This window comes from Actinoplanes sp. NPDC048967 (assembly GCF_040649415.1).
Classification (GTDB): domain Bacteria; phylum Actinomycetota; class Actinomycetes; order Mycobacteriales; family Micromonosporaceae; genus Actinoplanes.
Window position 1 is genome coordinate 55,550 of sequence record NZ_JBEZFL010000012.1, and the last position, 20,197, is coordinate 75,746.

Below are 20,197 nucleotides of genomic sequence, written 5' to 3' on the forward strand. Positions count from 1 at the left end.
GTTTCCGGATACCGGCCGCTGTCGCCACGCGTCGATGCTGTGGGTTCGTCGAAGGGAAGTGCGATGACCCGCAGTATCACCGTACGAGTCCTGGCCGGCACCGCCGCCGTCACCATGGCCGCCGTGTTCGCGCTCGCTCCCCCGGCCGCGGCCGGGCGACCGGCACCGGCGCTCGCCTGGCAGACCTGCCCGGACGACATCAAGGAGCTGCCGCTCAAGCCGGACGATCCGGTACGGTGCGCGACGCTGCGCCTGCCGGTCGACTGGGCGCAACCCCACGGGGCGACATTCGACCTGTGGGTGGCCCGCCGCCCGGCCCGCGTGGCCGAGCAGCGGGCCGGCACGCTCGTTTTCGGCCCCGGCGGCCCGGGTGACTCCGGGGTGAACCGGATCCGCCAGGGCAACCGGTTCAGCCCGGAGATCCTCGACAAGTTCGACACCGTGAGCTTCGACCCGCGTGGCGTGGCCCGCAGCGGTGCACCGAGCTGCGCTCCCGACCCCACCGTCCCCACGCCGCCGATGCTGCTGACCGGTCAGCGCGACTTCGACGCGTTGACCGCCTACAACCGGGCGCTGTGGGACGCCTGCCGCCCGACCAGCCCGGTGTTCGACCACGCGGACACGCTCAGCACTGTGCGCGACCTGGAGGCGCTGCGCCGTGCGCTGGGCGAGCCGAAGCTGACCTTCCACGGCAGCTCGTACGGCACCCTGCTCGGCACGCAGTACGCCGAGCGGTACCCCGGCCGGGTCCGGGCCGTCGTGCTGGAGAGCGTGTTCGACCACAGCCTCGGCGTACGGGAATTCGTGCGTACCTCCGCGATCGCGGCGCAGGACTCGTTCGACGAGTTCGTCGCGTGGTGTGACGCGAGCACCGCGTGCGTGCTGCACGGCAAGGACGTACGCGGGATCTGGGCCGACGTGCTGGCCCGGGCCGACCGCGGCGAGTACGCGCCGTACACCGGCTTCGACATCGCCGCGATCCCGATCGGCGCGCTGGCCCGGCCGGACTGGCCCGGCTTCGCCGGGGCGGTGCAGTCGCTGTCCGCCGGCACCCCGGTGCCGGCCGCCATCCCGCCGATCAGCACCGCCGTGTTCTGCAACGACTGGCCGATGCCGGTGCGCGACTACGCCGAGTACGCCGATCTGGTCAGGACGGCCGCGGCCGCGGCACCCGACGTGCGCTACGGCGCGGGCCTGCTCGCCGTGGGGACGTGCCTGGGCTGGCCGACGCCGGTCCGCAACCCGATCCACGTGCCGCGGGTCCACACCAGGACCCCGCTGCTGCTGCTCAACGCCCGGCACGATCCGCGCACCGGCTACGAATGGGCCACCCACGTCGCCGCGCAGCTGGGCCGGCACGGCCGGCTGGTCACCTACGAGGGCTGGGGCCACGGTGCGTACCGGACGACGCCGTGCACCGGGGCGGTGGTCGACCGGTATCTGATCGATCTCGTGCTGCCGCCCAGAGGTGCCACCTGCGCCGCACCCCCGCCGGCCCCCGCGGCCTAGCCACGACCGGGTGGTCCCGTCCCGCCGGACAGGACCACCCGGCCGGCCGGTCAGCTCACCGGGACGACGCGGACCTCGGTGCCCGCGCCGGTGCCCTCGATGACGGCGGTGCCGGTCGCGTCCGGGGCCGCGTCGACGCGCACGGTCGGGTCGACTCCCGGCTGGCCCCACGGCGACGCCCAGACCAGCGACACCTGACGGGTCTCCCCCGCGGCCAGCGGGGCGAGCAGGCAGGCCGGGACCTCCGGTCCGGCCAGCACCGACACGCAGTCGGTCCAGGCCTGCGTCTCCTCACTGGGGGTGAAGAAACGCACCACCGGGTACGGCACCGGCTCGGCACTGATGTTGGTCACCGTGACCCCTACGGTGCCGCGCCACACGCCGTCGGCCTCCCGGGCGAGCCGCAGCTCGGTGGCCGTGATGTCGAAGGTGCCGGTGAGCGGCGCGAACGACACCCGCCAGCTGGTCCTGGCCGCGGTACGCGGAACCGGCGCACCACCGGGCTCGCGGGCCACCTCGACCTTGGTCGTGACTGTGGCGCCCGGGCCGCGCTCGCGGGTCAGCCAGCCGATCTCGAAGTCCCGGGTCTCGCCCGGCGCCAGCGGGTCGGCCCAGCAACGGAACGTGTCCCCGGCCAGCTGGGCCCGCGGGCACCCGGTCAGGGCGCCGTGGTCGATGTTCAGCAGACCCGAGTAGGGCAGGGTCAGCAGCGGCGCCGCGATGGTGGCGCCGCTACGGTTGGTGATGCTGACCGTGGTGGTGCCGGTGCGCATGCCGGAGAGATCGGGTTGGCCGTAGACCAGGTCGGTGGCGGTGATGGCCAGCGGCGCGGTGCGGGCGGCCGGTGCGGCCACGGCCGCACTGACGCCGGTCAGCGCGGTGGTCGCGCCGAGGAGAGCCGCCACGAGCGTGCGGCGGATGCTGCGGTTCATCTGAACTTCCTTTCGTCCCCCGTGGGACCGACCGAGTCGGTCCACAAAGGAGGGAGTGTAGGAACGTGCCGCAAGCCCCGTCCTGGTGGTGCGCGGCTCGCCACCGGGCGGGCCGGCGCCGGCGGTCACCGAAGTCGCGATCGGTTGTGGTGAACACCCGGGGGACCTGTGTCAGCGGGACGCCCCAGCCATCAGCTCGAGCGTGTCGATGACGCGGTTGGCGAAACCCCACTCGTTGTCGTACCAGGCCACCACCTTGACGTGCCGGCCGTCCACGCGGGTCAGGGCGGCGTCGAAGACCGCCGAGGCCGGATTGCCGGTGATGTCGCTGGAGACCAGCGGGTCGTCGGTGTACTCCAGGACGCCGTGCAGGGCGCCGCCGGCCGCGGCCCGGTAGGCCGCCAGCACCTCGTTGCGGCTCACCGCCCGCTCGACCGTGGTGTTGAGCTCCACCAGCGAGCCCACCGGCACCGGCACCCGGATCGAGTCACCGGTGAGCTTGCCGTCCAGCCGGGGCAGCACCTTGCCGATCGCCTTCGCCGCACCGGTCGTCGTGGGGGCGATGTTCACCGCCGCCGCCCGGGCCCGGCGCAGATCGCGGTGCGGCCCGTCCTGCAGGTTCTGCTCCTGCGTGTACGCGTGCACGGTCGTCATGAAGCCGTGCTCGATGACGGCCAGGTCGTCCAGCACCGACGCCAGCGGGGCCAGCGCGTTGGTGGTGCAGGACGCGTTGGAGACGATCAGATGACGATCCGGGTCGTACGCACCGGTGTTCACGCCGAAGGCGAGGGTGACGTCGGCCCCGTCGGAGGGCGCGCTCACCAGCACCCGTCGCGCCCCGGCGTCGAGGTGGGCCCGGGCCGCCTTGGCCGCGGTGAAGCGGCCGGTCGACTCCAGCACGATGTCGACGTCGAGGTCGGCCCAGGGCAGGGCGGCCGGCTCGCGTTCGGCGGACAACCGGATGCGGTGGCCGTCGACCGTGAGATCGGTGCCGTCGAGCTCGACCGGGCGGCCGAGACGGCCCAGCGCGCTGTCGTATCGGAGCAGGTGGGCGAGGGTCTCCGGGGCGGCGAGGTCGTTGATCGCCACCACCTCGAGCTTGCTGTCGCGCTGCAGCAGGGCCCGCAGGGTGTTACGTCCGATGCGTCCGAAGCCGTTGACGGCGATGCGAGTCATGGATTCATCGTCGAGGACCCGCCGGGGCGGCGACAGTGGCTGAGGAGCCACCATGCGCAAGGATCCCGCCATCAAGATCAGGACGAGAACGTGTTGCGGTACTCCGTCGGGGAGGTGCCGAGGATGCGCTGGAAGTGCAGGCGCAGGTTGGCGGCCGTGCCGAGACCGACCCGGGCGGCGATCTGCTCCACGCCGAGGCCGGTGACCTCGAGCAGCTCGCGGGCGAGGTCGACGCGGGCCCGCAGCACCCACTGCATCGGCGTGTAGCCGGTGTCCTCCACGAACCGCCGGGAGAAGGTGCGCGCCGACACCCGGGCGTTGCGGGCCAGCGCTTCCAGGGTGAGCGGCTCGTCCAGCCGGGCCAGCGCCCACTCGCGGGTGCCGGCGAAGACGTCGCCGAGCGGTTCGGGGACGCTGCGGGGCACGTACTGGGCCTGGCCGCCGCTGCGGTACGGCGCCGCCACCAGCCGCCGGGCCACGATGTTGGACAGTCCGACGCCGTGGTCGCGGCGTACCAGGTGCAGGCACAGGTCGATGCCGGACGCCGCGCCGGCCGAGGTCAGCACGTCACCCTCGTCCACGAACAGGACGTTCTCGTCGACCCGTACCTGGGGGTGTTTCTCCGCGAGGGCCCGGGTGTAGTGCCAGTGGGTGGTCGCCCGTTTGCCGTCCAGCAGGCCGGTCGCCGCGAGCGCGAACGCGCCCGTGGAGATCGCCGCGAGCCGGGTGCCGCGCCGGTGGGCGGCCTGCAGCGCCGCGACGACCGCTTCCGGCGGTTCGGTGGTGGCGGGCTGCCGGTAACCCGGGATGAAGATCGTGTCCGCGTGCGCGAAGGCCTCGATCCCCTCGGCCACGTGGTACGACAGCCCGTCCCCGCCGGCCACCGGTCCGGGCGCGGCCCCGCACACGAACACCTGGTACGGCATCGTCGGCCGGTTGGCGAACACCTGCGCGGGAATGCCGACGTCGAGCGGCTTGGCGCCCTCCAGCACGAGCACCACGACCCGATGATTCATGGGGCCACCATGACATCGACCGCAAGGATCCGGCCAGTGACCGGCGCGCGGTCAGCCCTCCGGAACGGACACCGTCGAGGCCAGCAGGGCCCGTACGCCGGCCACGTACCCGGCGGTGTCGGTGTCCGCGACCAGGAGGCGTTGCAGCACGAAGCCCTGCACCAGGCTGAGCATGGCCGCGCCGACCTGCTGCGGCACGGCATCGGTGCCGAGCTGTCCCGCCGCCTGCCAGCGGCGGGCGACCTCGGCGAAGTGCCCGCGCAGCCGCCGGTACACCTCGCCGGCGCGGGTGGCGAGCTCCGGGCTGCGCAGCGCCTCCGCCCACACCTGCACGCCGATCCGGGTGAAGTCCACGCCGGTGACCGGGTCGTCGGCTATCCGGCCGTTGACCGCCTCGATGATCGCGGTCAGGACATCGCCGGGCGACGGCGTAGCTCCGTCGGCGAGCAGCTGTGCGAAGACCTCGTCGGCGGCCGACAGCGCCTGCTCGGCCACGGCACCGATGAGCTCTTCCTTGCTCCGGAAGTACCGGTAGACCGCGCCGGCCGACAACCCGGACGCGCCGATGATGTCGGCCATCGACGTGTTGTGGAAGCCGTTGGTGGCGAAGAGCCGGGCCGCCGCGACGAGGATCTCGGCGCGGCGGTTGGTGCGGTACTGCTCGGAGACGCGAGGCATGAACCGACAGTAAAGCGAACGTTCATTCTTGACAAGGAGGCGCGCGGCGCGCACGATAAAAAGCGAACAACCGTTCTCTTAAGGAGTTGACATGGCCCCACAGGCCTTCTCAGCAGCAGACACCTCGACACCGTCACCGTGGGCCCGGGTGGCCGGGGCGGTCGCCCTGCTGACCCTGATCATCAGCGTGCTGCTGACCGCCTTCGCCTGGCCGTCGGTGCGATCCTCGGTGCACGACGTGCCCATCGCCGTCGTCGGGTCCGGCGCCGCCGCCGGTCAGGTCAGCGCCGCCCTCGACCAACGCCTCCCGGACGCCTTCGAGATCACCCGGGTCGACACCACGGCCGCGGCCGATCGGCTCATCCGCGACCGCGAGGTCTACGGCGCCATCGACGTGAGCACCGGCACCCCGCAGGTCATCACCGCTTCCGCCGCCAGCGCCCCGGTCGCCCAGGCCCTGCAGGGCGTCGCCACCGCGCTCGCCCAGGCGCGGGCCCAGGGACAGACCCCCGCGGTGGCCGTCCGCGACATCGTCGCGCTGCCCGCCGACGACCCGCGCGGCGCCGGGCTGACGGCCGGCGCCCTGCCGCTGGTCATCGGCGGGCTGCTCGCCGCGGCGCTGCTCACCACCCTGGTACGGGGCACCGGCCGCCGGGTCATCGGCGCGCTCGCCTTCGCGGTCACCGGCGGCCTCGCCATGGCGGCGATCCTGCAGTTCTGGCTCGGCTCGCTGGACGGCGCCTACCTGGCCAACGCGGGCGCCATCGGCCTGACCGTCGCGGCCACCGCCTTGACCGTCCTCGGGCTGGAGTCGCTGCTCGGCGCGGCCGGACTGGGTCTCGGGGCCGCCACCATGATGCTCGTCGGCAACCCGCTCTCCGGCACCGCGACCGCCCCGGAGATGCTGCCCGGCTGGTCCGGCGCCCTCGGCCAGCTGCTCCCGCCCGGTGCCGGCGGCCAACTGCTGCGCTCGACCGCCTTCTTCGACGGCCACAGCACCACCCGGCCGGTCGTCGTGCTGGCCGCCTGGGTCACCCTCGGCGTCGCGCTGTGCCTGATCAGCGGCCTGCGTGCCCGCCGCACCACCAGCCCGGCGATCGACGACGCAACGGCGCAACCGAAGGTGACCGCGACAGTGTGAGACATCCGGTGAGCCTGCGGGCTCGGGCGTGCGGGGGGGGTCAGTCGCCCTTTCCCGCGGCGCGCTCGATGGCCTCCCGGTGCACGTGCAGCCCGGCGCCGAGCTCGCGGCTCAGCGGGACGTCGACCTGGACGGTGGCGTACACCTCGGGCGACACCGACATGACGAGCGGCCGGGTCGAGCCGACCGAGTGCGGGACGGCAGTCAGGTCAGGCGGGTCGTACATCGGATCCTGCGAGGGATCGACGCCGGGCCGGGACGCTGGGCCGCGACGGGTGCGATGGTCAGGCCACCCTCGTCGTCGTTCTGGGCGAAGAAGCCGGCGGGTTCTGGGCGAAGAAGCCGTCGGGCGCTTTGTCGATGGTGAACTTCCGGGGCTGCGGGCCGCGGTGGTCGACCAGGGCGAGCCGGCCGGGTGAGGCCTCGGCAGCGGCCGGCGCGCGGCACGGCGCCCCGCGCCCGGCACGGCGTCCGACGCGGATCCGGCGCCCGGCCCGGCACGACGCCCGGCCCGGCACGGCGCCCGGCCCGGAGCCGACGTTCACGAAGGTGAAGGCGGCGGCGAGCGCGGCGACCCCCGAGGACTGCTCGGTGCGGCGGTCATGGCCGCACTCGGGCTGACCGTACTGCCGTCCACCGCGGCATCGGCCGGCCGGCCGCTCGGCCGCCGGCACCGATGATCCGGAGGCGCCGGCCGGGTCACGGTCAGCGCTGAGAACCCTGAGCTCAGGCCTCTCGGGCCGGCTCAGCGTCGGCAGCAGTGACGCGGGCGTGGGCGCGGGGCCCGGCGGCGACCGCGGCGTCCCAGCCCGGGGTGATCAGGTCGAAGATCTCGTCGACCGCGGCCGCCGGATCCGCCGCCTCCCGCGCCAGCGGATGCACCCCGAGCACGAAGCGGGCGAACGCCCGGCACAGCGTCGACGGCTCCGGCCGGCCGAGGTCGGCGGCGAGCGCGGTGGCCAGCGCGGCCTCGTGGCGCAACCACATCGTCGTCGCGTACTCCCGCAGGGCGGGTGAGCTGTCGACGAGCTGCCAGAAGGCCATCGAGCCGGGCGTGGCCAGCTCCCGGACGGCCTCGTGCAGGTGCCGGCGCAGCGCGTCGGGGACCGACCGGCCCGGCTCACGGTCGGTCACCGCCCGGATGAGCCGCTGCTCCCGCTGGGGGTCCTCGTCGAAGAGCAGCGCCTCCTTGGACGGGAAGTGCGCGAAGAGCGTCGTGATGGCCACATCGGCCGCCGCCGCGATCTCTCGGATCCCCACCGCGTCGTAGCCGCGCTCCAGGAACATGCGCAGCGCCGTATCGGCGATGGCTTTGCGGGTGGCGGCCTTCTTGCGTTCGCGTCGTCCGGGCTGCTCGGTCACGACCCCAGCCTACCAGCGAAACGCTAACCGTTGCAAAACACTAACGGTTAGCGTTAAGGTTCCGGCATGACGATCACAGCACCCGCACCCCGTTCCCTGCGGGAGGCCCGCGTGGCCCTCGCCGGGCTGTCCGCGGTGTTCCTGTTCGAGATGCTGGACAACTCGATCCTGAACGTCGCGCTGCCCACCATCGGCCGCGAGCTGCACGCCTCGACCGTCGCGCTGCAGTGGGTGACCGGTGCCTACGCGGTGGTGTTCGGCGGGCTGATGCTGCTGTTCGGCGCGACAGCCGACCGGTTCGGCCGCCGGCGGATCATGCTCCTCGGCCTGCTGCTGCTCGGCGCCGCCAGCCTGGCCACCGCGTTCGTCACCACGGCGGAGCAGCTGATCGTCGTGCGAGGGCTGATGGGCGTCGCGGCCGCGATGACGACACCCGGATCCATGGCGCTGGCCTTCCGGCTGTTCGAGCGGGACAGCCTGCGGGTTCGGGCGATGACCCTCATCTCGACCGTGGGGCTGATCGGGCTGGCGATCGGCCCGACGGCCGGCGGCCTGGTGCTGGCGATCGCCCCGTGGCAGGTGCTGCTGCTGGTCAACGTGCCCATCGCCGCACTGGCGGTCGTCGGCGTGCGCACCGGCATCGCCGCCGACGAGCCGTCCGATCTCCGTCGTGACCCGATGGACGTCCTCGGGGCGGTGCTCGGCACCGCGACGATCGTGCTCGCGCTGGTCGCACCGACGCTGTTCGTCGACGAGGGCAGCGGCTCGTGGGCGCCGTGGACGGCCACCGCGGCAGCCGTCGCGGGCGGGACGCTCTTCGTGCTGCGCGAGCGTTCGGCGCGGCATCCGCTGCTCGACCTGCGGCTCGTGGCCCATCCCCTGGTCGCCGGCGGCCTGGCCTACAAAGCGGCGGCCGGGCTGGCGACCGCCGGTCTCGGCTACCTGGTGACGCTGCAGCTGCAGCTCGACCGGGGGTGGTCACCCGCGATGGCCGCCGTCGGGATGCTGCCCCAGGTCGTCGTGCTGGTGGCGGGAGGCGCGTTCGTCGATCCGTTCGTGCGGCGGGTCGGCCTGGAACGGGCCGCGTGGCTCAGCGCCACGGCGGTGGTGGCCGGGCTCGGCGTCTACGGCCTGCTGGGCACCTTCGGGTACGCGTGGATCGCAGTCGCCCTGGTGCTGGTGGCGGCCGGAATGCGCGTGGTCGGCGTGGTCGCCGGCGTCAACGTGCTGCGGGGACTGCCGAAGGACCGGACCACGATCGGCGCGGCCCTGGTCGACACCGCTTCCGAGGTCACCTCCGGGGCCGGCATCGCGATCACCGGCACCATCCTCGCCACGGCGGTCACCGGCACCATCGCCGCCTCGGCCTGGTCCGCCCGGCAGACCGCCCAGTTCGAGCAGGCGGCCACCATCGCCGGCCTCACGCTGACCGCCGTGTCGGCGGCGCTGGTCGGCTGGGCGATCCTGCGCACCCATCGCTACGCGCGTGACGGTGAGCCGGGCGCCAGCCTGATCACCTCGACCTGACCGTCCACCCGGAGCGGACCGGCGGCGTACGGCACCAGCAGCGTGTCCCCCCGCCGCAGCGACAGATCGTCCTTCTCACCGGTCAGCCGGCCCTCGCCGCCCACCACCACCAGCACGCTGAAGCCCTGGTCCAGGCGGTCACCGCCGCGCAAGCGGCGAGCGGAGAAGAACTCGTCCGCGGCCTCGGGCAGCAGCCGCCGCCCGCCCCGCAGCGTGTCGAGGCGTGCCGGCGTCCACGCACCGCGGTCCACGCACTGCAACGCCTGCTCGTAGCCGAGTCCCAGGTGCCCGTCGGACAGGCCGAAGTCCTTGTACTCCAGCAGCACCGAGAAGTCGGTCGGTTCCTGGATCTCGACCAGCAGGATGCCGTCGCCGATCGCGTGCGGCAGACCGGCGGGACACAGCACGGCGTCGCCGGCCGCCACCGGGATCCGGTTGGTGGCCGCCAGCATCGGCCCGGTCCGCTGCGTGGTCACCCAGCCGGCCAGCTCCTCGGCCGCCACGTCGCGGGCGAAGCCGAGATGGACATACGCGCCCGGGCGGGCCGAGACGATCACCCAGGCTTCGGTCTTCCCGTACGGCGAGGCGAGATGCGCGTCCGCGAAACGGCGGTCCGGGTGCACGTGCAACGGCAGCCGCTGTCCCGCGTCCAGCAGCTTCACCAGGATCCCGGGGTCGGCCCGGTCCGGCCCGAGCCAGTGGCGCCGGTCGGCCTCGATCGCCTCGGCGAGCACCCGGCCGTCGGGCAGGCAGGACAGGCCGGACGGGGCCAGCCCGAAGCGCGTGGTCACCGAGGCCACCCAGTCCTCGGGCCGATCCGGCAGCGCGGGCCCGTTGCGGAACTCGGCGATCCGCCCGGCGCCGCGGTAGAACGTCTCGGGTTGGTTGGCCGGCAGGGCCTGGACGGTCATCGGAACTCCCTCCGGGCGACCGCGGCGAGGAAGCCACCGACGAACGTGTCGCCGAGCCCGACGGTGGTGGGGTTCCCGACGTCCAGCGCGAAGCCGGGTACACAGTGGACCACGTCGCCCATCCGCTCGCCCAGCTCGGCGGCGAAGGCCACCGACTCGCGCCGCCGCGGTTGCCGGCGCAGGCGGTCGACGTCCTCGTCGGTGAAGTCGTCGCCGTGGCAGTAGCGGGTGGCGGCCATGAGGGTGCCGGTGTCGAGGGCTTTCGCATAGGCCTCGGCACCGGAACCGAGGACCAGGGCCCAGTACTTGGTGTGCAGCACCAGCGCCGGCACCGGGATGAGCGCGTGCACCGCGGTCAGGGCGTCCGCCACCGACGGCGCCGAGAGCAGGTCGACGGAGTGCCCGAGGTACGCCTGCAGCTCGTCCTCGTTCAGCCCGTACACGTCGATCCGGTCGAGCAACGCGTCGCGGACCCGGCGGCTGAACGCCGGCTCGTGATACGCCGCGTCCTCGAAGTAGGTCACCGCCGCCGGCGGCAGCTGCCGCATGTGCGCGCGCAGTTCGGCGAGCCGCCGATCGAGCTCGGCCGCGGAACGCATGGCGTTGAACCCCGAGATCAGGAACACCTCCGCCTGGCCCAGCCGGTCCCCCAGGTCGCCGGTGAGCAGCATGGCGCCGTTGGCCGGGTCGTTGACGTAGATCAGCCGGTTCGGGAACGGCGCGGTGATGTCCAGATCGCCGGTGCGGATCCGCAGGCCCCGGTCGTACTGGACGATCAGGTGCGGGTAGAAGGTGTCCTCGGTGCCGCTGGAGACGTACTCAGTGTCCGGGGGCAGCAGCCGCCGTACCGTGTCGTTGACGCTGACCAGGTGCAGCGTCGACGGCACGCCCAGCCGGCTCATCAGGATCCCGGCCCGCACCGACGTCCCGCCCAGCGCCGGCCGGTACGGGAACCGGGCGGCGAAGCTCTCGAGCGCCGGGGCGGAGGCGACGTAGTGTTCGCCGCCCCCGCCCCGGGCCACGTAACCGAGGATCGACACCACGAGGTCCCGAACGCTGCTCACCACCGCGGGCGGCGTCAGGTCCCCGGCGGTGATGCCGTGCTCGGCAACGAGCTGTTCCAGGGCATCGGCGGTCAGCTTCAGCTCGTAGTCGACGCAGCCGCCGAGGCCCAGGACCACACAGGAGGCGTCGGCCATCTCAGTAGAGGGAGCCCTTGCCGGCGGCGCCGAACAGCTCGATCTTCTGGGCGGCGACGACCTTCATGGCGTCGATGCACGCGGGCTGGATGGCGTTGGGCTCGCGCACCTTCGGGTCGTTGCCCAGCACCTCGCGCATCTTGTTGTGGTAGGCGACCTTGATGTCGGTGGAGATATTGATCTTGTTGATGCCGGTCCGGGCGGCCTCGGCGATCTCGTCGTCGGGATTGTTGGAGCCGCCGTGCAGCACCAGCGGGATCCCGACCCGGCCCTTGATCTCCTTGAGCAGGTCCAGCTTCAGCTCCGGCTTCAGGTGGGCCGGGAAGAAGCCGTGGTACGTGCCGATGGCGATGGCGAGGCTGTCCACGCCGGTCTGCTCGACGAAGGTGACCGCGTCGTCGGGGTCGGTGTAGATGATGGTGGCGGCGCCCGCCTCGGCGTAGCTGTCGTTCGCGCCGATCGTGCCGAGCTCGCCCTCCACCGACAGGCCCAGGGCGTGGGCCGACTCGGTGACCTTGCGGGTGAGCGCGACGTTCTCGTCGAACGGCAGCAGCGAGCCGTCGATCATCACGGAGGTGAAGCCGTACTGGGCCGCCTGCAGGATCTGCTCGTAGGTGCCGCCGTGGTCCCAGTGGATGGCGATCGGCACGCTCGCGTGGTGCGACCGCTGGATGATGCCGGTGATCATCTCGCGGCCGATGTGCTTCACCTCGTCGGGGTGGATCGCCACGATCAGCGGCGCGTCGGTCTCCTCGCTGATCTCCACGATCCCCTGGAACATCGCCCAGTCGCTGATGTTGAAGGCGGGCACGGCGAAGCTGTGCTCGTTGGCGACGTCCAGGATCGCCTTGCCGGTCGTCAGCATGTCCGGTGTATCTCCTTTGGCATTGCGAGAGGGGGTGTCAGGCTTTTACGGCGCCGGCGGTGAGGCCGCCGATGAAGCGCCGCTGGAAGAGCAGGAAGAGGACCAGCACGGGGACGGACCCGAGGATGCTCATCGCCATCATCTGGTTCCACTCGTACGAGTGCTGGCCCATGAGCAGCTGGATGCCGATGGGCACCGTGCGCATGTCGTCGGTGCGGGTCAGCGTGAGCGCGAACAGATACTCGTTCCACGAGATCATGAACGTGTAGACCCCGACCGCGATGAGACCGGGCACCGAGACCGGCACGAGGATCCGCCACAGTGCGGTCCAGCTCGTGCCGCCGTCGACCTTGACGGACTCGTCCAGCTCCCGCGGCAGCGTGTTCAGGTACGCGGTGATCATGATGATCGCGTACGGCAGGGTGAACACCATGTGGGTGAGGATCAGGCCGGGATAGGTGTTGTAGAGCCCGAGCGCCACGACCAGCCCGAAGTACGGGATGACGAGCGTGATCGGCGGCACCGCCTGGACGCTGACGATCACCGCGTTGATGGTCTTCTGCAGCGGGAACGTGAAGCGGCTGAACGCGTACCCGGCCAGCAGCGCGACCAGCAGGGTCAGGGCGGTCACGGCCAGGGCGACGATGTAGCTGTTGAGGAAGAACCGCAGCTGGGCGCCGTTGCCCAGGATCTCCCGGTAGGCGTCGAACGAGAAGCTGTCGGTGATGAGCTTCGGCGGGTTCTGGAAGACGTCCCCGTTGCTCTTGAACGAGGTGGAGAGCATCCACAGGACCGGCAGGCCGGCGAAGAGCGCGCCGATGACGAGCCCGGTGACGACACCGGCCTTCGCGAGGGTGCGCCGGGTCTTGACGGTGGCCATCAGCCTCACCGCTCCCTTTGCGAGCGTACGTAGAAGAAGGCCAGCACCATCGTGATGAGCAGGACGACCACGGCGGCGGCCGACGCGGTCGCGAACTCGTACTCGCTGAAGGCCTGCTTGTAGGTGTAGGTGCTGAGCATCTCGGTGCTGTTCAGCGGCCCGCCACCGGTCATCATCCAGATCAGCGCGAACTGCTGGGAGGTCCAGATCAGGTCCAGCACGGCCATGCTGATGATCACCGGCCGCAGCTGGGGCAGCGTCACGTGCACGAAGCGCTGGAGCCAGTTGGTGCCGTCCACGGCGGCCGCCTCGTACAGGTCGGCGGAGATACCCTGCAGCCCGGCCAGCAGGCTGATCATGAAGAACGGGTAGCCGGACCAGATGTTGGCGAAGGTCACCGCCCACAGCGCCGTGGTCGGGCTGCCCAGCCAGTCCACGCCCTCGTGCACGAAGCCCAGCGTCTGGAGCACGTAGTTGACCACGCCGGACGGGTCGAGCAGCAGCCGCCAGATGACGGCGATCACCGCGATGGTGAACAGCCAGGGCAGGATGTAGACGATCCGGAAGACCGCCTTGGTGACCCCGCTGAGCAGGTTGGTGTTGAGCATCATCGCGAAGGCCAGACCCAGCACCAGGTGAGCCGCGGTGCTGACCGAGATGAAGATCGCGGTGTTCTTCATCGCGACCAGGAAGTCCGGGTCGGTGAGCACCTTGGTGTAGTTGACCAGCCCGGCGAACACCGAGTTGTCCTGCACGATCACGTTGTCCCGGAACGAGTAGCCGATCACCATGACGATGGGGACCACCATCAGGACCACGATCAGCAGCACCGTGGGGGACAGATAGCCGTACGGGACCAGTCGCCGGGTCAAGGAAGAGCGGGGCCGGCCCGGGGCGGCCGGCTCGGCCGGCGCCGCGGTTTCCGGTGCGGTCAATGTCATGGCTGTCTCCTTGATCGGATGCCGCGCCGGTCCCGGCGCGGCATCCGGGCGAGCTACTCGATCACCGACGACCAGGACTCCTGCGACTTGGCGAGGGCGTCGTCGACACTCGCCTTGCCGGTGAGCACGAGCTGCAACTGCTCGTCGAAGCTGCGCATCAGGTCCTCGGACTTGGGCAGGCCGACGAACTCGTTGGCCGGGTAGCCCTGCTGGTAGATGTCGAAGGCGGTCTTGAACATCGGGTCACTGGTGCCGAAGTCGGGCTTGGCGTTCTTGTTGCCGGGGAAGCCGTTCGCGATGGTGCTCAGCTTCGCGTTGGTCTCCTGGCTCATCAGGTACGAGACCAGCTTGAACGCCTCGGCCTTGTGCTTGGTGGAGTTCGAGATACCGATCCCCCAGGACGCGTACGGGATGCCGCGCTTGCCGGTGTAGCCGTCCTCGGCCGGCAGAGCCGCCACCTCGAACTTGAGGTCCGGCTTGTTCTTCTTGATCAGGTTGATGTGCGCGAGCGAGTCGATCATCATGCCGACCTGGCCGTTGGTGAACTTCTCGACCTTGTCCTGTTCCTTCATGGTGAGCGAGCCGGGGGCGATGACACCGGCGTCGTTCAGGCTCTTGACGTACTCCACCGTGCTCTTGACCTGCGGGCTGGTCAGGGCCGGCTTGCCGTCGGCCAGCATGCTGCCGCCGGAGGCCCAGAGCCAGGACATGACGTCGTTCTGGATGCCGTTGGGGACGGCGGTGTCGAGCGGGAGCGCCCAGCCCTTGACGTTGCCGCCGGTGGCGCTGATCTTCTTGGCCGCGTCCAGGAACTCGGTGCGGGTGGTGGGCACCTTGCTGACGCCGGCCTTGGTGAGCAGGTCCTTGTTGACGAACAGCGGGTAGACGAAGTTGACCACCGGGATCATGTACGTCTTGCCCTTGATCTGCACCTGGCTGGCCAGCTGGGAGGCGTCGTAGCTCGCGTCGGTCATCAGCTCGGACATGTCGGTGATGGCGCCCTGCTTGGCGAAGTCGTTGACCCAGGCGCCGTCCAGGCCGACCACGTCGGGCAGCGTCTTGGACGCCGCGCCGGTGACCAGCTGCTGCTTGGTCGACGCGTACGGCGCGCTGAGCAGCTTGACCTTGATGGTCGGGTTCTGCGCCGTGAAGTCGGAGATGATCTTGTCGAAGTCCCCGGCCGGCAGCTCGGCTCCCCACCACTGGGCGAACTCCAGCGTCACGGTGCCTCCCGAGCCGGCGTCCTCCGAGTCGCCTGAACCGCACGCCGCCATGAAGGCGACCAGCGAGGCGGCGGTGGCCGCCGCTATCACTCGCTTGAGCCGGGTTGCACCGAGAGCCATGGCGAACTCCTTCTATCGAGGTCTTTCTGTTCTCTGCTGTGTTGGCGCCACGTTAGCAGCGTGTTACAGATGAGGACAAGACAAGAACAGCAGAAAACTGCGGACTACGGCATACTGTTGCGTCATGCGGCAGAAGTGCGGGGTTGACGAGACGGCGTTGAGCTGGAGACGGGCAGCAAAGAGCGCCCTTCCGAGAGACAGTGCCCTCCCTTGCGGCTCTTCGCCGCTCTACGCAGCGATGCGCGTGGTGTTCGCACGGTTGTGGCATACTGCCGCACTGATGAAGGGGAAGCAGTGAGCGTCGACAAGGACGAGCGGCAGCGGCATCTGCCCGCCGGACGCAAGGCTCAGCTGGCCGCGTACGTCGCCGACACCGGTCAGGTCACGGTCGGCGAGCTGGCCGAGCGGTTCGGGGTCTCCATCGACACCGTGCGGCGTGACCTCGACCAGCTGAGTGCCGACGGGGTGCTCGTGCGCACGTACGGCGGCGCGGTCAGCCTGTCCACGATCTCGCGGACCGACCGCGCCGTCGATCAGCGGCTCGCCCTGATGGAGCAGGAGAAGGAGAAGATCGCGGCGCTGGCCGCGGCCCTGGTCCAGGACGGCTCGACCATCATGATCAACGGCGGGACGACCACCCTCGCGGTCGCCCGCAACCTGGGCCAGCACCGCGACCTGACGGTGGCGACGAACAATCTGCTGCTGCCCGGCGCGCTGCCACCGACCGCGGTCCGCGACATCTACGTCTTCGGCGGCGCGGTACGCACCCTCACCCTGGCCACCATCGGGCCGGTCAGCTTCCGGGCCAACGGCGGCGCCGAGCTCGACATCAGCTGCGACCTGGCGCTGATCGGCGTCGGCGCGGTCTCCGCCGAGGCCGGCTACACGACCAGCAACCTGGCCGAGGCGGCGATGATGCAGGAGATGATCTCCCGCGCGGCCCGGGTGGCGATCCTGGCCGACTCCTCCAAGTTCAGCCGCCGGCTGTTCGCGCAGGTCTCCGAGCTGGGCGCGGCCGACTACCTGATCACCGACACCGCACCGCCGGCCGACCTGCGGGAGGCCCTGGCCGCGAACGAGGTGGAGCTGATCACTCCGGCGGCCCGGAGCGCCGCCTGAGGCCCGGTTTCAGGCCCAGGGCAGCTGCGACCGCTCGTGCCAGTAGCGGGCGCCGGGCACCGCCAGGCCCTGCCACCTAGCCGGGTCCACAGTGAGCGTCTGCGCGCGGAGGTTCGACGCCAGCTGGTCGCCGGTCACCGCCCCGGACAGCACGACTGTCGCCCACGGCCGCTGCAACGCCGCCGCCAGCGCCACCGCGTCGGCCGGCGCGCCACCGGAGGCGAGATTTCCGGCTCCGGCGAGGCGGCCGTTGGCCAGCGCCTCCTTCACGATCACCAGACATCCCGCGTCGTGCGCCTCGGCGAGCGCCGGGCCGGCGCTGGGCTCCAGCGGATTCCACGTCGCCTGCACGCTGCGGAACAGCGGGCGTCCGCCGACCCGGACGCCGAGCGCGGCGCGGATCGCCTCGGCCTGCGCGGGACCACTGGTCGACAACCCGATCAGCGTGCCCTCGGCGGCGAGATCGGCCAACCGGCGGTGCAGGACCTCATCGTGCAATGCCGGGCTGTCCGGGGTGACCGAGTGGATCTGGTACAGGTCGAGACGGTCGCCCAGCAGTGCCCGGGACTCCCCCAGCTGCCGGTCGAAGGTGGCGACACTGTGGTCCTTGAGCTCGTGCGCGTCGGCGTCGACCCGCCACCCGGCGACGTAGGTGTAACCCCACTTGCTGCCGACCACGACGTCGTCCGCGTCCGGCCGGGCCCGCAGCCACTGGGCCAGGAACTCCTCGGCCCGCCCGTACGAGCGGGCGACGTCGACGTACCGGACGCCGGCCGCGTACGCCTGATCGAGCAGCTCGTGGGCCCGGGCCCGCATCGCCTCGACGGTCCGCCCGGCCGGCAGGTCCGCCTCGCGGCCGAGGTTGATGTAACCCGGGCGGCCGACGGCGGCCAGCCCCAGCCCGATCCGGACGCCCCGGCCAGCCGTTCGACGACCGTCATCGGCTCAGCGCGCCTTCTCGAGGAAACCGCCGACGAACGCGCGGAGACCCTCGGGGTAGGTGTTGCGGGCGGCCAGGCCCGGCCATCGCTCACCGATGGCGGCCAGGTGCGGCAGCCGGGACGCGTCGAACCTGCCGAAATCGATGTCGGTGTACCGGGGCCGGTCGTCGCCGGGGCGGCGGCGATCGGAGTGGCTGCGCACGAGGATCTCGCCGACCGTGTAGTACCAGATGCCACGGAAGAGGTCGACGGCGTGAGCCGGCGTGCACCCGTAGTCGACGGCCCCGGCCACGATGGTCTCGACCAGCTCCAGGGCGGACTCCCCGAGGAGGCCGACGAACCCGTCCGCGGTGAGCACTTCCGCGGCCCACGGCCAGGCCGCGAGGCCGTCGTGCAGCGCTGTCGCGGCGGCGACGATGCGGTCCCCCGGCTCACCGGTCGGCTCCGGCCGCGGGATCTGCTCGGCGTACGCGTTGAGCAGCAGGAGCAGCAGCTCCTCCTTGTCCCGGACGTGGTGGTAGAGCGTGGTGGCGCCGATGCCGAGCTCGGCGGCCAGCCGGCGGATCGTCAGCTTCTCCCAGCCGTCCTGGTCGATGAGCTGCCGGGCCGAGGCCAGGATCTGCGCCCGGGAGGTCACCGGCGGCCGGCCGGTACGGCCCTGCGGTGCGGCGGATGGGGACACCACCTCATCTAACTGCCCCGGGCGCGACACCGCACATCGCCTCCCCGTGGAAGGCGGTCAGCGCCTCGTCGATTGGGTGCGGCTGCGGTCTGCCGGAGGAGTCCATCCGGTTCCACCGCGCGAGGTTGACCGCGACCGTCAGCTGGCGCTTGCCGTCGGCGCTGTGCCGGGACATCGTGCCGGCGCCCCAGACCGTGCCGTCGTGGCCCCACAGTGTGCCGGCACCGGGCTGCGTGAACTTGTGCAGGCCGAGGCCGTACGTGACGGGTTCGCCGGTCTGGCTGATGACCGGCACGGTGCGCTGCATCTCGGCCAGGGAGGACGGCTGGAGCAGCTCGCCGCCGAGCAGCAGGCGGTAGAAGCGGTTGAGGTCGGCCACGGTCGAGGTCAGGCCGGCGCCGGTCGACACCCAGGACATGTCGTAGACGCTGTAGTCGCGGGGCGGGTCGATGAGGCCGAACAGTGCCTCGTACATCCGTGAGTGCGGGCCCTCGATGCGCGTACCGGTGGGGAAATCGGTGTGCCGCAGGCCGGCGCGCTCGATGACGTCCCGGGTGATGTACTCCTCCGCCGGGGTGCCGGTCACCTGCTCCAGCAGCTGGCCGAGCAGCAGGTAGTTGGCGTTCGAGTACGTCCCCGGAGTGCTTCCCGGCTCGCCGGCCGGGGGTGCCGTCACGCCCATCATGATCAGCTCGGTGGGTGCGAACTGCCGGAACTGGTTGTCGTCCAGGCTGTCGCCCGAGGGACCGGACGGCGAGGGCCGCAGGGACGGGAACGCGTACGGCAGGTATTCGGGCAAGCCGCTGGTGTGGTTCAGCAGCATCCGTACGGTGATCCGGCGGCCGCGCTCCCCCGGCACCAGCTCGGGCAGGTATCCACCGATCGGCGCGTCGAGCCCGATCCGGCCCCGCTCGACCAGCCGGAGGACGGCAACGGCGGTGAACGTCTTGGTCAGGCTGCCGACGCGGTGCCGCAGGCCGGGCTCGACGGGGCGGCCGGTGCTGAGGTCGGCGGTCCCCGAGGCGCCGCGCCAGATCGCGCTGCCGTGACGCACTTCGGCGAACACGCCCGGCAGGCCGGCGCGATGCACCCGGTCCAACGCGGACTTCAGGTTCGGGTCAACAGCCGGCACGTCATCCATGGCTGCGGTCTCTTCTCTGCTCGACTTTAGGAACATGTTCCTAAAGTAGCAGCCGATCCGACTGGAGTCGACCATTCGTCAACCTTGGGTTGACGTCACCGAGCGCGTCAACCTATGGTTGACGGCATGACGACTCCCGAACCCGTTACCGCCTCGGTCCGGCTCGACGACCTGATCGAGGCCATCAAGAAGACCCACTCCACCGCCCTGGACCAGCTCTCCGACGCGGTGCTGGCCGCCGATCACCTCGGTGACGTGGCGGACCACCTGATCGGCCACTTCGTCGACCAGGCGCGCCGCTCCGGCGCCTCCTGGACCGAGATCGGCCGCAGCATGGGGGTCAGCAAGCAGGCCGCCCAGAAGCGGTTCGTCCCCAAGGGCGAGGCGCCGGACCTGGACGCCAGCCAGGGATTCAGCCGCTTCACCGACCGCGCCCGGAAGGTCGTCGTGACGGCGCAGGAAGAGGCCCGCTCCAGGAGCAACAGCCAGATCAGCGTGGCTCATCTGGTGCTCGGCCTGGTGGCCGACCCGGCCGCGCTCGGCGCGCGGGCGATCGTCGCGCAGGGCGTGTCGCTGGACAGCGTCCGGCAGACCACCACCGCGACGGTGCCGGCGGCGGCCGATCCCGTGCCCGCACTCATCCCGTTCGACGCCCACGCCAAGAAAGGCCTGGAGCTGACCTTCCGGGAGGCCCTGCGGCTGAACCACAACCACGTGGGCACCGAGCACATCCTGCTCGCGCTGCTGGAGCTCGAGGACGGCACGGGCGTCCTCGCCGGCCTCGGCGTCGACAAGGCCACCGCCGAGGCGTTCATCACCGCCGATCCGGCATAG

Annotated in this window: 21 protein-coding genes; 5 read left to right on the plus strand and 16 right to left on the minus strand. The window is 71.3% G+C overall.

Annotated features, from left to right (window positions below; translation table 11 throughout):
* Positions 1-114: 114 nt before the first annotated feature.
* Positions 115-1,509, plus strand: a complete 1,395-nt coding sequence (locus AB0C12_RS38390; protein WP_360555766.1) for an alpha/beta hydrolase — start codon at positions 115-117, stop codon at positions 1,507-1,509.
* A gap of 50 nt (positions 1,510-1,559) precedes the next feature.
* Here the strand turns inward: AB0C12_RS38390 and AB0C12_RS38395 are convergent, their stop codons facing one another.
* The 4 genes from AB0C12_RS38395 to AB0C12_RS38410 all read right to left on the minus strand — a co-directional run bounded on the left by AB0C12_RS38395 (position 1,560) and on the right by AB0C12_RS38410 (position 5,311).
* The gene (locus tag AB0C12_RS38395) at positions 1,560-2,441 is read right to left on the minus strand and encodes a hypothetical protein (protein WP_360555494.1); all 882 of its coding nucleotides are present in this window, start codon (positions 2,439-2,441) and stop codon (positions 1,560-1,562) included.
* Positions 2,442-2,612: 171 nt separating this feature from the next.
* Positions 2,613-3,617: a type I glyceraldehyde-3-phosphate dehydrogenase gene (gene gap, locus AB0C12_RS38400; protein ID WP_360555496.1), complete on the minus strand. Its 1,005-nt coding sequence runs from the start codon at positions 3,615-3,617 to the stop codon at positions 2,613-2,615.
* Positions 3,618-3,694: 77 nt separating this feature from the next.
* A complete protein-coding gene (locus tag AB0C12_RS38405; RefSeq protein ID WP_360555498.1) occupies positions 3,695-4,633 on the minus strand; it encodes a DJ-1/PfpI family protein in 939 nt (312 codons plus the stop codon).
* A gap of 51 nt (positions 4,634-4,684) precedes the next feature.
* A complete protein-coding gene (locus AB0C12_RS38410) occupies positions 4,685-5,311 on the minus strand; it encodes a TetR/AcrR family transcriptional regulator (protein ID WP_360555499.1) in 627 nt (208 codons plus the stop codon).
* A gap of 91 nt (positions 5,312-5,402) precedes the next feature.
* Between AB0C12_RS38410 and AB0C12_RS38415 the strand changes: the two genes are divergently transcribed.
* Positions 5,403-6,452, plus strand: a complete 1,050-nt coding sequence (locus AB0C12_RS38415; RefSeq protein WP_360555501.1) for a hypothetical protein — start codon at positions 5,403-5,405, stop codon at positions 6,450-6,452.
* Between the two features lie 40 nt (positions 6,453-6,492).
* Here the strand turns inward: AB0C12_RS38415 and AB0C12_RS38420 are convergent, their stop codons facing one another.
* Genes AB0C12_RS38420 through AB0C12_RS38430 form a run of 3 tightly spaced genes read right to left on the minus strand, consistent with a single transcriptional unit; the run spans position 6,493 to position 7,814 of the window.
* The gene (locus AB0C12_RS38420; RefSeq protein WP_360555503.1) at positions 6,493-6,678 is read right to left on the minus strand and encodes a hypothetical protein; all 186 of its coding nucleotides are present in this window, start codon (positions 6,676-6,678) and stop codon (positions 6,493-6,495) included.
* A 58-nt stretch (positions 6,679-6,736) separates the two neighbouring features.
* Entirely contained in the window at positions 6,737-7,126 is a 390-nt protein-coding gene (locus AB0C12_RS38425) for a hypothetical protein (RefSeq protein WP_360555504.1), read from the minus strand.
* Positions 7,127-7,178: 52 nt separating this feature from the next.
* Positions 7,179-7,814 (minus strand): helix-turn-helix domain-containing protein, encoded by a 636-nt coding sequence (locus AB0C12_RS38430; RefSeq protein ID WP_360555506.1) that lies wholly within the window; start codon positions 7,812-7,814, stop codon positions 7,179-7,181.
* Positions 7,815-7,880: 66 nt separating this feature from the next.
* Between AB0C12_RS38430 and AB0C12_RS38435 the strand changes: the two genes are divergently transcribed.
* A complete protein-coding gene (locus AB0C12_RS38435; RefSeq protein ID WP_360555508.1) occupies positions 7,881-9,341 on the plus strand; it encodes an MFS transporter in 1,461 nt (486 codons plus the stop codon).
* Here AB0C12_RS38435 and AB0C12_RS38440 read toward each other — a convergent pair.
* From AB0C12_RS38440 to AB0C12_RS38465, 6 genes are read right to left on the minus strand one after another with little or no spacing between them, the layout of a single operon-like run.
* Complete coding sequence (locus AB0C12_RS38440) at positions 9,293-10,252, minus strand: carbohydrate kinase (RefSeq protein WP_360555509.1); 960 nt, start codon at positions 10,250-10,252, stop codon at positions 9,293-9,295. The two genes, AB0C12_RS38435 and AB0C12_RS38440, sit on opposite strands and share 49 nt — an antisense overlap.
* A complete protein-coding gene (locus AB0C12_RS38445) occupies positions 10,249-11,451 on the minus strand; it encodes an ADP-dependent glucokinase/phosphofructokinase (RefSeq protein ID WP_360555511.1) in 1,203 nt (400 codons plus the stop codon). The genes AB0C12_RS38440 and AB0C12_RS38445 overlap by 4 nt, the downstream gene beginning before the upstream one ends.
* 1 nt (position 11,452) lies before the next feature.
* The gene (locus AB0C12_RS38450) at positions 11,453-12,316 is read right to left on the minus strand and encodes a ketose-bisphosphate aldolase (RefSeq protein ID WP_360555512.1); all 864 of its coding nucleotides are present in this window, start codon (positions 12,314-12,316) and stop codon (positions 11,453-11,455) included.
* Between the two features lie 37 nt (positions 12,317-12,353).
* Positions 12,354-13,196 (minus strand): carbohydrate ABC transporter permease, encoded by an 843-nt coding sequence (locus AB0C12_RS38455; protein WP_360555514.1) that lies wholly within the window; start codon positions 13,194-13,196, stop codon positions 12,354-12,356.
* Between the two features lie 5 nt (positions 13,197-13,201).
* Positions 13,202-14,137 carry a sugar ABC transporter permease gene (locus tag AB0C12_RS38460; protein ID WP_360555515.1) on the minus strand — a complete coding sequence of 312 codons (936 nt, stop codon included), beginning with the start codon at positions 14,135-14,137 and terminating at the stop codon, positions 13,202-13,204.
* Positions 14,138-14,190: 53 nt separating this feature from the next.
* Complete coding sequence (locus AB0C12_RS38465) at positions 14,191-15,480, minus strand: sugar ABC transporter substrate-binding protein (RefSeq protein WP_360555516.1); 1,290 nt, start codon at positions 15,478-15,480, stop codon at positions 14,191-14,193.
* 294 nt (positions 15,481-15,774) lie between these two features.
* Here AB0C12_RS38465 and AB0C12_RS38470 point away from each other — a divergent pair, with 294 nt between their 5' ends.
* Positions 15,775-16,599 (plus strand): DeoR/GlpR family DNA-binding transcription regulator, encoded by an 825-nt coding sequence (locus AB0C12_RS38470; protein WP_360555517.1) that lies wholly within the window; start codon positions 15,775-15,777, stop codon positions 16,597-16,599.
* Positions 16,600-16,608: 9 nt separating this feature from the next.
* On the opposite strand, the gene AB0C12_RS38475 is transcribed toward AB0C12_RS38470, so the two are convergent.
* From AB0C12_RS38475 to AB0C12_RS38485, 3 genes are all read right to left on the minus strand, one after another.
* Positions 16,609-17,415, minus strand: coding sequence for an aldo/keto reductase (locus tag AB0C12_RS38475; RefSeq protein WP_360555519.1), 807 nt, complete (start codon positions 17,413-17,415; stop codon positions 16,609-16,611).
* A gap of 129 nt (positions 17,416-17,544) precedes the next feature.
* A complete protein-coding gene (locus AB0C12_RS38480; protein WP_360555520.1) occupies positions 17,545-18,222 on the minus strand; it encodes a helix-turn-helix domain-containing protein in 678 nt (225 codons plus the stop codon).
* A 4-nt stretch (positions 18,223-18,226) separates the two neighbouring features.
* Positions 18,227-19,363, minus strand: a complete 1,137-nt coding sequence (locus AB0C12_RS38485) for a serine hydrolase domain-containing protein (RefSeq protein WP_360555521.1) — start codon at positions 19,361-19,363, stop codon at positions 18,227-18,229.
* A 126-nt stretch (positions 19,364-19,489) separates the two neighbouring features.
* On the opposite strand from AB0C12_RS38485, the gene AB0C12_RS38490 reads away from it, so the two are divergent.
* Entirely contained in the window at positions 19,490-20,197 is a 708-nt protein-coding gene (locus AB0C12_RS38490) for a Clp protease N-terminal domain-containing protein (RefSeq protein WP_360555522.1), read from the plus strand.

Excerpts from the sequence above, each read along its gene's own strand:
- AB0C12_RS38410 (WP_360555499.1), bottom strand. The coding sequence starts at position 5,311 with ATGCCTCGCGTCTCCGAGCAGTACCGCACCAACCGCCGCGCCGAGATC.
- AB0C12_RS38390 (WP_360555766.1), top strand. The coding sequence starts at position 115 with ATGGCCGCCGTGTTCGCGCTCGCTCCCCCGGCCGCGGCCGGGCGACCG.
- AB0C12_RS38490 (WP_360555522.1), top strand. The coding sequence starts at position 19,490 with ATGACGACTCCCGAACCCGTTACCGCCTCGGTCCGGCTCGACGACCTG.
- gap (WP_360555496.1), bottom strand. The coding sequence starts at position 3,617 with ATGACTCGCATCGCCGTCAACGGCTTCGGACGCATCGGACGTAACACC.
- AB0C12_RS38465 (WP_360555516.1), bottom strand. The coding sequence starts at position 15,480 with ATGGCTCTCGGTGCAACCCGGCTCAAGCGAGTGATAGCGGCGGCCACC.
- AB0C12_RS38460 (WP_360555515.1), bottom strand. The coding sequence starts at position 14,137 with ATGACATTGACCGCACCGGAAACCGCGGCGCCGGCCGAGCCGGCCGCC.
- AB0C12_RS38475 (WP_360555519.1), bottom strand. The coding sequence starts at position 17,415 with ATGCGGGCCCGGGCCCACGAGCTGCTCGATCAGGCGTACGCGGCCGGC.
- AB0C12_RS38420 (WP_360555503.1), bottom strand. The coding sequence starts at position 6,678 with ATGTACGACCCGCCTGACCTGACTGCCGTCCCGCACTCGGTCGGCTCG.
- AB0C12_RS38395 (WP_360555494.1), bottom strand. The coding sequence starts at position 2,441 with ATGAACCGCAGCATCCGCCGCACGCTCGTGGCGGCTCTCCTCGGCGCG.
- AB0C12_RS38405 (WP_360555498.1), bottom strand. The coding sequence starts at position 4,633 with ATGAATCATCGGGTCGTGGTGCTCGTGCTGGAGGGCGCCAAGCCGCTC.
- AB0C12_RS38445 (WP_360555511.1), bottom strand. The coding sequence starts at position 11,451 with ATGGCCGACGCCTCCTGTGTGGTCCTGGGCCTCGGCGGCTGCGTCGAC.
- AB0C12_RS38440 (WP_360555509.1), bottom strand. The coding sequence starts at position 10,252 with ATGACCGTCCAGGCCCTGCCGGCCAACCAACCCGAGACGTTCTACCGC.
- AB0C12_RS38450 (WP_360555512.1), bottom strand. The coding sequence starts at position 12,316 with ATGCTGACGACCGGCAAGGCGATCCTGGACGTCGCCAACGAGCACAGC.
- AB0C12_RS38485 (WP_360555521.1), bottom strand. The coding sequence starts at position 19,363 with ATGGATGACGTGCCGGCTGTTGACCCGAACCTGAAGTCCGCGTTGGAC.
- AB0C12_RS38415 (WP_360555501.1), top strand. The coding sequence starts at position 5,403 with ATGGCCCCACAGGCCTTCTCAGCAGCAGACACCTCGACACCGTCACCG.
- AB0C12_RS38435 (WP_360555508.1), top strand. The coding sequence starts at position 7,881 with ATGACGATCACAGCACCCGCACCCCGTTCCCTGCGGGAGGCCCGCGTG.
- AB0C12_RS38455 (WP_360555514.1), bottom strand. The coding sequence starts at position 13,196 with ATGGCCACCGTCAAGACCCGGCGCACCCTCGCGAAGGCCGGTGTCGTC.